Source organism: Nonomuraea sp. NPDC003201 (assembly GCF_053590415.1).
Genome location: NZ_JBSFTC010000354.1, coordinates 1 through 10,585 on the forward strand (window position 1 = coordinate 1; position 10,585 = coordinate 10,585).

At 70.2% G+C, this 10,585-nt stretch carries 8 protein-coding genes; 3 read left to right on the top strand and 5 right to left on the bottom strand.

Going from position 1 to position 10,585, the window contains the following annotated elements:
- The coding region (locus ACWDX9_RS53545; protein ID WP_449969848.1) for an NAD(P)/FAD-dependent oxidoreductase at positions 1 to 458 on the bottom strand (458 nt) is incomplete at its 3' end.
- A gap of 149 nt (positions 459 to 607) precedes the next feature.
- Between ACWDX9_RS53545 and ACWDX9_RS53550 the strand changes: the two genes are divergently transcribed.
- Positions 608 to 1,504, top strand: coding sequence for a hypothetical protein (locus ACWDX9_RS53550; RefSeq protein WP_449969850.1), 897 nt, complete (start codon positions 608 to 610; stop codon positions 1,502 to 1,504).
- A gap of 820 nt (positions 1,505 to 2,324) precedes the next feature.
- On the opposite strand, the gene ACWDX9_RS53555 is transcribed toward ACWDX9_RS53550, so the two are convergent.
- Positions 2,325 to 3,071, bottom strand: coding sequence for a hypothetical protein (locus ACWDX9_RS53555; RefSeq protein WP_449969853.1), 747 nt, complete (start codon positions 3,069 to 3,071; stop codon positions 2,325 to 2,327).
- Between the two features lie 20 nt (positions 3,072 to 3,091).
- Between ACWDX9_RS53555 and ACWDX9_RS53560 the strand changes: the two genes are divergently transcribed.
- Positions 3,092 to 4,144, top strand: coding sequence for a protein kinase family protein (locus ACWDX9_RS53560; protein ID WP_449969856.1), 1,053 nt, complete (start codon positions 3,092 to 3,094; stop codon positions 4,142 to 4,144).
- A 669-nt stretch (positions 4,145 to 4,813) separates the two neighbouring features.
- On the opposite strand, the gene ACWDX9_RS53565 is transcribed toward ACWDX9_RS53560, so the two are convergent.
- On the bottom strand, positions 4,814 to 6,811 hold the full coding sequence (locus ACWDX9_RS53565; RefSeq protein ID WP_449969859.1) for a hypothetical protein: 1,998 nt from the start codon (positions 6,809 to 6,811) through the stop codon (positions 4,814 to 4,816).
- A 674-nt stretch (positions 6,812 to 7,485) separates the two neighbouring features.
- On the bottom strand, positions 7,486 to 8,268 hold the full coding sequence (locus ACWDX9_RS53570; protein ID WP_449969862.1) for a hypothetical protein: 783 nt from the start codon (positions 8,266 to 8,268) through the stop codon (positions 7,486 to 7,488).
- Between the two features lie 468 nt (positions 8,269 to 8,736).
- Between ACWDX9_RS53570 and ACWDX9_RS53575 the strand changes: the two genes are divergently transcribed.
- Complete coding sequence (locus ACWDX9_RS53575) at positions 8,737 to 10,194, top strand: FAD-binding protein (RefSeq protein WP_449969865.1); 1,458 nt, start codon at positions 8,737 to 8,739, stop codon at positions 10,192 to 10,194.
- A gap of 206 nt (positions 10,195 to 10,400) precedes the next feature.
- On the opposite strand, the gene ACWDX9_RS53580 is transcribed toward ACWDX9_RS53575, so the two are convergent.
- Positions 10,401 to 10,585: hypothetical protein (locus ACWDX9_RS53580; protein WP_449969868.1), on the bottom strand; the 185-nt coding region annotated here is incomplete at its 5' end.

The following is a 10,585-nucleotide window of genomic DNA, read 5'->3' on the forward strand; positions in this document are numbered from 1 at the left end:
CGGTCCGCGTGGACGGCTGCTCGGTCCGCGCGCGCCGCGCCCGGTACGAGGATGGCGCTCAGGTCGTCGGACAGCGGCGGGAACAGCTCGGACGGGGTCGCCACGTCGACGACGTCACCCATCTCGGGCGCGCCGGCGTGCCGGCGGCGCAGCAGGGCGCGCACCGGCTCCAGATCGACCGGATCCGCGGCCACCAGCAGCGCGCCCACCTTGGCGTAGCCGATGTCCTCGCCCAGCGCCTCCACCAGCCCCGGATAGCGGCGGGTGCCCTCGCGGGTCAGCTGATACCAGTCGTCGTCCTCCGGGTGGTCCACCCACGGGCACACGATGCCGGCCCCCGCCTGGGTGGCCTCGCCCGGATATCCGCCGTCCACCACGGTCACCGCGGCGCCCCGCCGGCTCAGGTAGTAGGCCGCACCGGCCCCGACGATGCCGCTCCCGATCACCACAACACGCATGCGTCCCATGATCCCAGTCCGCCTGGCCTCGGCTGATACGGGGATCGCCCCCTTACCTACCGCATACCCGCGCGCGGGCCTCTCAGTGCTCGGGCACGTCGTTCAGGGCGGGGGCTGGCGCGCGGGCTCCGGACGGCTATGGTCAGCGCATGGACGTCGCCGTCACGAGGATCGACCTGCCGTGGCCCGCCCGGGTCGCCGCGTCGGACGGGACCACGGTCTGGTGCTCGGCGGCCGGCCGGATGCGGGTCTACACCGCCTCCGGCACACCGCTCGACGGCGGCGAGGCCGTGCGGCTGCCGGAGCTGAGCTCCCTGGCGGCGGTCCCGGCGACCGTGCCGCGCACGGGGGGCCTGCCGGGCACGTTGCCCGAGACCGTGGTCGTGCCCAGGACGTTCGCGGGGCCGCCCCACCTGGGCTCGTTATCCGAAAGCCCGCTGCGGGGAACGCTGGCGGGGACCGCGGAGGGCCGGGTCCACTGGCTCGACCCCACCGGCGCCCCGCTCGCCGACGCGCCCTTCGACGGCCGCGTGCTCGCGGGCGGCGGCGAGATCTGGGCCGTCGGCGCGGAGCGGGCACGCAGGCTGACCGCGCCCGGCGACTTCGGCGAGCCGGTGGAGTTACCCGGCCTGGACCAGTGCGCGGTCGAGGGCGAGCGGCTGTGGTGGACGTCGAAGCGGGACACCTGGCTGCGCGGCGGCCCGCGGGAGGTGGACCTCTGGACCCGCGAGCGCGGCGGCATGACCGTCTGCGCGGGCTCCCTGTGGATCAGCGTGGCGGGCGGCCTGGAGCGGGTGTCCGCCTGGTCGGGGGAGCCGCGCCGGTTCGTGAAGGTGCCGAAGGGGCCGGTGCCGTTCCTGGTCTGCGCGAACGGGGTGCTGGCGGGCGGGGAACGCGACCTGTTCGTGCTGGATCCGGCCGTGGGACCCGGCCTCCGCGTGATCCGGCTGGGGCTGAAGGCCCGCCTGGCCCTGGTGGTCGCGGCCGGCAAGCACATCTGGGCCTTCCCCGCCGACCGTCCCCAGGCTCTGATCGTGCCGTTGTGAGAGCGCCGCCGGAACCGGCCCGCGCGGTGTCAGACTGCGTGATCGCAGGGCTCGGCTCGTCCGCTTCTTCGCCCGCCTCGTTCATCGCCGTTTCGCGAAGCTCAGCACGGAAGGGGATCCCCGCAATGACCCAGACGGGCAGTCACGTCCCGGCCGGTGCCTCCGCGCGCCACCCGCTCGCGCCGCCCACCGAGGAGGAGGCGGGCACGGCCTTCCACCCCCACACCGGGCGATGATCTCGTTCACCACTTGGGGCTCGGCTGCCACCCGCGCCGGTCCGAGGCGGTGGACCAGCAACTCGCGTGCTTCGGCGTCGGACAGCGGATCCAGCCTCAGCGGGTGGGCGCCCTCCGCGGCGACCAGGCCGGAGAGCCGGCTGCGGCTGGTCACCACCACCAGGCAGCCTGGTGCGCCGGGCAGCAGCGGACGGACCTGCTCGGCGTCGCGGCGGCGGCGCAGCTCCAGGTTCTCCCCCCTGAGCTACTTCCAATGGCCTCCGGAGTTCCGCAACCTCGTGGCGCCGAGCGCCTCGTTCTTCCTCCAGCTTGCGCGTGCGCACTCTCACAGCGGCCGAGGATGAGGCGGCGGGCTCATCATCTGCGGCCGAGGGGCGCGGTATGCTGCGGGACTTGGCTCGTTGCCGTTCGATCTGCGCACATAGTTCCGAGTGACAACAGAGGAAGTCGGTGCTCACGCCCGTGGCTTGGGCGACGGCGGCGATCCGTCCGACCGACGCCGGCAGCGGCGCTCGGCGCACCCTGGCAACGAGCTCGTCCCACGCCTACCGGCATGCGTGCCGCGCAGGGCGTAGGCGGAACAATCAGGAACCCGCGTCAGTGGTCACCGTCTCCGGGTCCGGCGCTTTGATCGACACCTTGCCTCCCCACCCGGTGAAGCGGCTGTCGATCGTGATCGTCTTGCCGTCGAAGCCGCTCTTGTCGAACACTCCCGTTGCCGCGTACGAGCTCCTCACCTTGCTCACGAGCCCGGCCGAGGTAAGGCTGAGGGTGTAGGTGACTTTCGTGTCGTCGTGCATGCGCAGCGGGATCGACGCGTCGAACCAGCGCGACACCTTCTTCAGCTCCTTGAACGTGATCTTTCCTGTGATGGTGCTTCCGCTCAGCTTGCCTTTCTTGATCAGCGCGGCTAACGTTCCCGGCTCCGCAGGGTTGATGACCTGCCCGTAGAAACCGCCGGCGCCGCCAGGCATGCCGCCGGTCTTGAGCCACGTCTTGCCATCGGGAAGGCGCTCTTTCCAGATGCCGCCCGAGGTATAGCTGACCTTGCCGACGCTGATGGTCCGCTCAGGCTCGGTGGGGCCCGTCTTGCTGGTGATGTCTGAGGCGGCGATGCCCTTGGCGTTGAACTGGAACGTTCCCTTGCGGCTCTGCAGCTTGACCTTGCCGTCTCCGATGAGAGTGGTGGTCTCGGTGAACCGTACGCCGTGCCCGGAAACCAGCTTGCTCTTCAGAGCTCGCACGGGATCCTTGGACGCAGCCTGCGCGGGAGCGGCGGTCACCAGAAAAGCGCAGCCGGATGGTGGCCGCCAGGTAAGGGCGGCCGTCATCGGTCAGTAAGGTGATCACGATGACGGACACGCGGCTGACCACCCACCGTGACGTTTCCACGGCCATGGCCTGCTACGACGACCGGGAGCTGGCCGAGCTGCTGGAGCGCGAGGCCGTACCTCTCGGCAGCGGCATCGGCGGGGGGTCCGCGCGGCTCGAGATCGGCGGCACCTCGGTCTTCGTCAAACGCGTGCCTCTCACCGAGCCCGAACTGCGCCACCCGCACTCGACGGCCAACCTGTTCGGGCTGCCGCCCTTCTGCCAGTACGGCATCGGCTCGCCCGGCTTCGGCGCCTGGCGCGAGCTGGCCGCGCACACGATGACCACCGAGTGGGTGCTGACCGGCAGATTCCCCGGCTTCCCGCTGCTGTATCACTGGCGGGTGCTGCCCAACGCCGAGCCCGCCCCGCTGTACGGACAGCTGGCCGACATCGATCGGGCGGTCACCTTCTGGGAGGGCGCGCCCGGCGTGCGCCGCCGCCTCGAAGCGCTGGCAGGGGCTCCGGCGAGCCTGACGCTCTTCCTGGAGTACTTTTCCTGCAACCTGCACCAGTGGCTGGACGGGCGGGTGCGCGCGGGCGACGCCGACCGCGCCTGCGCCCTGGCGGACCAGGGGCTGCGTGAGGCCGTGTCCTTCATGAACGCGGGCGGCCTCCTGCACTTCGACGCGCATTTCGAGAACATCCTCACCGACGGGCGCCGGTTCTACCTGACCGATTTCGGGCAGGCCGTGTCGACCCGCTTTGACCTGTCAGAGGAGGAACGGGCCTTCTATCGCCGGCACCTCACCTTCGACCGCACCTACACGCTGACGTACCTGGTGAACTGGCTGGCCGGCGCCTTCCACGACGCCGACTGGCCGGAGCGTCGCGAGCTGGTGCGGGAATGGGCGGCGGGAGAGCGGCCGCCCGGCGTGCCCGGCGGGGTCGCGGCCCTGCTGTCGCGGCACAGCCCACTGGCCACCGTGCTGAACGACTTCTACCACGATCTGCAGAGTGAGAGCAGGAAGACGCCGTACCCGCTGGAGGAGATCCGCCAGGTTGCCGGACGGCACGCCCTGCCGCTCGAGTAAAGGGTCACCCACCGCTTGAGGAGACGCACGCCGAACGGGGAGGACGCTCTGCTCGGGTGAGGCTCACTCGCCGCGATGCTTCTCGCCTCAACGTCCACGACCGTGACCTGGCCAACCGGCCCGCGCCCATCCGCGATCGCCGGGCTCCATTGGCCGATGGGCGAGGGGTTGCACGTGCGGGCCGTCCTGAGCGTGCCGCCTCGCGCGGTTGCGACCTGGGGAAACGGGTCGGCGACAACCTGAAACCGCGCCCCAGGCCGACTCAACACCAGCCTCCAGTCCGGAACCCCCAGCCACACGCAAGGTCAGCTTGACGATCGGGCGGTCTACACGCTCCCGCCGTTGGGCAGCCATACGCCCTTACCGTCAGCCGGGCTTGGCTGCGGCACACCGGGTCATGTTCGCGACCCGCTGTTGTGCACACCAGCAGGTCCTCGTGCATGATCACGGCGTAGTCGCGGATCAGGCGCACGTTGGCGTGTAGAGCGGCGACCCTTGGCAGCGGCCTCACGCCGTCCGCAGGCTGCGAGGCAGCGCAGGGCAAGCCGGGGCCGATTGCTGGCCACATGCTGCTTGTTGGCCACATGCTGCCGACCGATGTCGGGCTGGAAGGTGATCAGAACGTGCCCGCTGATCAGCGAGACGCTGCTCCGCACCGGGCCTCCCAAGTCATTGCTTGTCGACGAAAGACAGCGCGCGCTGGGCGGCGTGCTGGTAGCGCTCGTCGGCCCAGACGGCGCGTTCTGTCACGCGGGCCCGGCCGTGTGCGATGCTCTCCAACGCCGGCACGGCCGAGGACGCCAGAGGGCCTATCGCGCCTAGTGCCTGCACCGCGAGTAGTTCTGAGGCGGGCCGCCGCCATCCCCGATCGGACAGTGGCCTGGCCGTGATGGCCTCTAGCAGCGGCGTGACGAGCCCTTCGCCGTCGCCCGTGATCGCCCACAGCGCTCGCGCGATCGCCACTCGGTCGTACAGATGGCCATGCTCAGGGTCGTGGAGGTACTCGCGCAGGACCGGGACGGCGGCTGCGGCGGCGGGACCGAGCTGTTCCAGCATCGGCGCGGTGTCGCGGGCGGCATGGCCGCCGTAGTGTGCGAGGTGCTCGGCGAGCAGCGCCGGAGCCTGGCCCGGCTCGCCGGTGATCCGCCACAGCGCCCAGGCGGCTTCGGGCCGGTCGCTCTCGTCGTTGAGCAAGGCCCGCACCTGCGGTTCGACGTCGATGGCGGCCGGGCCGATCGCTCCGAACAGCGGCAGCGCGACAGACAGGTACGCCTGGGACACGTGGGCAGCGACCGCCGGTGCCAGCGGTGCGGCCGCCTCTCCCCACGAGGCCAGCGCGTCCAGGCACTCGCGGCCGTCGTAGGGCGGGGAGCCGAAATAGGTTCGCAGAGCGGGTATCAGCGCGTCCGAGTGCGCCACCATGGCCGGCAGCATGTCGCGGACGTTGAGATGCTTCACGTGGCCGTACTCGTCGAGGAAGGCGGCCACAAGCCAGGGAACGCAGCGGTCGTCACCGAGCCGGGCCAGCCCTTCCACCGCGGGACCTGCCACGTCCGGCCACGGCGCGGCGGGGTCTCCGGTCAGCATCTCGGCCAGCAGGTCGGCATGGCCGGCGGCCGCCTGCCCGGAGCGGGCGATCAGTTTGACCGCCGCCACCAGCGGGTCCTGCTCGCCGATTTTGCGTCTGCGCCGTACTGACGAGGGGGCCGACGTCAGCTCACGGACCCGGTCGGCGACCATCGGCAGCAGGTCGGCCGGCGCGGCGCGCCAATGTTCGATCGCCTCACGCGCGCTGTGGAGAGCCTGGTCGATCCGCTGCAGTCCCGGACGGGCCAGCAGGTTCCGGGCCACCGCCTGCTGCCAGTGCTCGGCACGCCGCAGAGCCGAACCGACGGGCATCCAGCCGTCGCCCTGCCATTGGACACGTTCGAACAGGGAACCGGGGCCGGCTTGTGCGTCGGCCACCAGCGCGACGGCCGCGTCGCTGTCCGGTTGCGCCACAGGGGCGGCCAGCGCGAGCCCCACCACGGCCATGGCACGCAGGTCACGGTGCGCGGCGGCGGCATCGCGCAGACCGGCCAACCACTCCGTGTGATCGGCCGCCGCCAGCCACGCCACGGCGAGCACGCAGGTCACCGCTCCGGCATCGCCCGCCGGCCTCACCCCCTTCTCGGCCCGCGCACACAACGCGGGCAAACTCCTCGGCGCGGCCTCGGGCAGGAGAGCGAGCAAGCGCGCCACCCCCGCCACCACCTTCGGAGAGGCATCATTCAGCAACCGCGCGATCGCGTCGACGTCGGCGGTCATGGCCGCCCGCGCCAGCGCCGCATGGTCGGGCTCGGGCCCGGCAGCGGGATCCCAGGACACGTTACGGTGCGGCTGAGCCAATGCGATGTCGACCATCAGGTCCACGACCAGCCCTCGCTGGGGCTGCCGCGCGACCTTCACGACCTCCAGCAGGTACGGCACCAGGTACGGGGCCGCCTCGTACACCTCGCTAGGCGTACTCATCCCATGGAACAGCCCATCCCGCAGCCGCCACACCGGCGACTCCCGCGCCCCCGACGGCGCCGCCGCGAGTTCCCGCAGCAGGCTGGGCACCGCGACCGAACCTCTGGGCCAGTACCCGAGCCGCCCCCACGGCACCTCGTCCACACCCTCTAACATCACATCACCTCTCCAGGCCATAGGAACCGCGCCAACCTCGCCAACGGGCTGTCTCGCCATGTCCGCATGCGTCGACTCTCCTTGCGTGTCAAGTCGGCGACGGCCGATTGAACGCATGCCGCGACAGCGAGCAGCGGAGCGCCCGTCCCAGGTGATGGACGCTGCCGCAGCATTTCAAAGATCAATGACAATTCCCGCCAAGGTCCGGGCTTCGGCGCGGACACACTGCACTGCCTGGGGTCGTGACCGTGGTTCGCTCACTTCCCCACCGTGGAAGCACGCGTTATCTGGGGTGCCGAGAAGGCGTCAGGCAGGTGAGGCAGGTGGGCTCCCGAGGAACGTGCCTGACAAGTTATCTGCGGTTGTCAGGCACGTCCTTCACCCCCTGAGGGGCCGATAGGCATCCGCGTCACTCGACCTGATCTTTTGCCTCGGTCACCGCCGCGGCAATGCTTGGCGCTCGCCCAGCGCGTTGCGCAGGCTGCACACGGGAACCCCTGGCCTGGCCGGGTCACGACGTGGCATCACGCGCCCCGGCACCGGGCCCGGCCTGGGTGCTCGTTTCCGTCTTGTGCGCCTTTGCTTCTGTGGCCGTCATGGAGGCTGAGCCGGGCATCGATGTCTCGTACTCCGTGAAGGATGGCGCATGAGCAGGTAAGACCAGGCGCGCGGTGCTACGCCACCTTGGCCGAGGCGGCGGTCCAGGTGTTGCACGAGGCAGGGTCGGCGGTGGCGAAGCCCCGCTTGAGCCAGTAGCCGATGCTGGACGTCTTTCCCCAGCGGCGATCCTTCTCAGAGGTGTCACCGCCGGGCAACGTCAGGAAATAGCTCCAGTCCTTGCCAGTACGCCCGGTCAGTGGCCAGACGCTTTTGATGAACGCGGCGGCCAGGCAATCCCGTTGCAAGCTGTCGCGCCGTTGCTGCTCTTGGAGCTCGGACTTATTGCGGTACCGCACCACGTTGTAGGCGTCCGCGATGCCGGTGAGATGTTGGACGTGATAGCTGTACATATAGCCGACCTGATACAGCATCCAGAGGTCTGTGGGGTCGTCCAAGTATTCCTTGCCGACTTCGAATGTCAGCGTGCCGGTTTTTTCGCAGTAGTAGGCCTCTGAGTCGTCCTTCTGATCGAAGGTGGCTCCGCAGTACTTGTTCGGTATTTTGTCTACGTGCCGCGCCTTGACCGGGCGGTAGGGCAGGTTCGCGCTGGTGAGGTGTTGTTCCCAGGTCGTTTCCAGGCAAGCGAGCATCGCGTTGATGTAGGCGCGTCCGAGCTGGCGATTGTTGCGTTTGAGCGGGGGTTCTTCACAGGTCGTCGTCGGGAGGACCCCGGCGTCGTAAAGGGGATTGGCAATCAGCTTGGGGTGTTTGACCGGATACGCGGTTGCTGCGGCGGCCGTTCCGGCTAAGGGGGTCATGAGCACGCACGTCAGTACGGCGATCTTGACGATTTTCATGGTTCCCGACCATAAGGGGAGGCGGCAGGCCACGCAATTGCGGAGCAGCGGGCCGCCTCCCGCGATGGCTCGGCCGTGGGGGCGCCGCGGGCATGGGTGACCAGGGTCCTCTCGCTGGCTGTTCCCCGGCCGACGCGCGGGTCGGCCCTGCCGCCCCAACCATCTGTCCGCGCTCCTGAGAGAGATCGGTGTCCCAGCGGCCGCCGCCCGAGATGCCGCCATCCGGCAGCAACTCCTGAAGATGTCCGCCCCCGTCGTCGCCTTCGGCTACCACGACAAGACCACCGCCCGTCTCCTCCGCGAAAGCGGCGGAGCCTGGAATCGCTGCCTGCCCCACGGCTCGCCCGTCGAGGCCCCAAGCGCCGTAGTAACCCTTTTGTGGCTGTCATCCGGTTTCGTTCGGGTGGCGTCGCCGGGTGCCGTCGGCGATGATCGACGCGACGTGACCGCGCTGCGAAAGGATCGGGTATGACGTGGTATCCGTGGAGACGGGCGTTCCTCACGGCGGGGGCGGCCGTGGTCGGCTTCGACCCGTCCACGCGCACGTGGGTCACCGACGCCGCCCAGTCTCAGGGGATGGCCGACCTGCCGCCGCTGAAGGGCAAGGTGGTGACCGATCCCGCCTCGCGCGGCCAGGCGGCCGACGACTTCGGGCACCTGGTCCATCGGACTCCCGGGGCCGTGCTGGAGCCCGGCGCCGTTTCGGACATCATGGCGATGATGAAGTACTGCCGGACGCACAGCCTGCAGGTGGCCGCGCGCGGCCAGGGACACGCCACCTTAGGTCAGGGCCAGGTCGCGGGCGGTCTGATCATCGACATGACCCCGCTCAACGCGGTTGAGGTGCGGCAGGACACGGCCGTCGTGGAGGCGGGCGCGCTCTGGAGCAGCCTGGCGCAGGCGACCCTGGCCCACGGCCTGACCCCTCCGGTCTTCACCGACTACCTGGAGCTCTCGGTCGGCGGCACGCTCTCGGTGGGCGGTGTCGGCGGCCAGACCCACCACCACGGATCCCAGGCGGACAGCGTCGTGGAGCTGGAGGTCGTCACGGGGGATGCCAGCCTGAGGAGGTGTTCCGCGCAGCTGCATCCCGACCTCTTCCGCGCGGCGCTGGCGGGAAGAGGACAGTGCGGCATCATCACCAAGGCCACCGTGCGCCTGCTGCCCGCCCCCGCGACGGTCCGCCACTACCTGCTCTCCTACCCGAGCGTCGCCGCGCTGACCGCCGACCAGCGGCGCGTGGTCAACGACGGTCGCTTCGCCTACGTGGAGGGAGAGCTCGGGCTGCCGACCGGCTCCGCCGGCTGGAGTTACCAGCTCGAAGCGGTCGCCTTCTTCAACGGCACGACCCCGCCCGACGACACCAGGCTTCTCGACGGTCTGGGCGACCAGCCCGGCGACCGGCAGATCCAGGACATGTCCTACTTCGACTTCCTCAACCGGCTCGCCGCGGGCGTCGCCTATCTGAAGTCCACAGGCGAGTGGTACCGCCCGCACCCCTGGTGGAACATGTTCCTGCCCGCGAGCCGCACCGACGCCTTCGTGGAGGCCGCCATCAAGGACCTGACCGAGACGGAGGTCGGCGCCAGCGGCGTGGTCCTGCTCTATCCCTTCCCCCGCGCCCGCCTGCACCTGCCCTTGCTGCGCATGCCCGACGAGGAGACGGTCTTCCTCTTCACCCTGCTCAGAACCGCCTCACCCGGAGCCGAGAGCCCGCAGGACATGGTGGAGGCCAACCGTTCCCTCTACCTGCGCGCCCAAGCCGTCGGGGGTTACCAGTACCCGGTCGGCTCCATACCCACCACCCCTGAGGAGTGGCGCACCCACTACGGCCCCGCATGGGCCGCCTTCGAGGCGGCCCATGAACGCTACGACCCCGACGGAATCCTCACTCCGGGCCAGGGCATCTTCCCTCCGGGACCGTGAAGTCCGCAGCCGGATCACCCGAGCCGAGTTTCGGCCGCCAGGCGAAGGGCGCGGTGTTGCAGAGGGACGGCCGGTCGGGTCGCCCCGGGGTCGGGTAGGACCGCCGCATCGCTGCGGCGGTCAGGCTCGGCATGCTGAAGCCATCGTGACGCCGGCCTGCGCCGTGTTCACCGGCCTGTGGCTGACCGCGGCCCGGACGCCGTGAGCTATCCCGGGCGGCGTCCCCATGCCGAGATCAGCGGCGCGAGGGTGAGGTCGAGCTCGCCGGCATCGATGGCGGCCAGGTGCGCGTCGATCTCGGCGTCGTGGGCCAACCCAGCGGCGAGCAACTCGGCGCGGACCATGCGCACCGTCGCGGCCTCCAGCCGGTCGCAGGCTACCCCGCCGACCG

Coding starts and splice junctions, on each gene's coding strand:
- ACWDX9_RS53550 (WP_449969850.1), top strand. CDS start 608: ATGGACGTCGCCGTCACGAGGATCGACCTGCCGTGGCCCGCCCGGGTC.
- ACWDX9_RS53555 (WP_449969853.1), bottom strand. CDS start 3,071: ATGACGGCCGCCCTTACCTGGCGGCCACCATCCGGCTGCGCTTTTCTG.
- ACWDX9_RS53560 (WP_449969856.1), top strand. CDS start 3,092: ATGACGGACACGCGGCTGACCACCCACCGTGACGTTTCCACGGCCATG.
- ACWDX9_RS53565 (WP_449969859.1), bottom strand. CDS start 6,811: ATGTTAGAGGGTGTGGACGAGGTGCCGTGGGGGCGGCTCGGGTACTGG.
- ACWDX9_RS53570 (WP_449969862.1), bottom strand. CDS start 8,268: ATGAAAATCGTCAAGATCGCCGTACTGACGTGCGTGCTCATGACCCCC.
- ACWDX9_RS53575 (WP_449969865.1), top strand. CDS start 8,737: ATGACGTGGTATCCGTGGAGACGGGCGTTCCTCACGGCGGGGGCGGCC.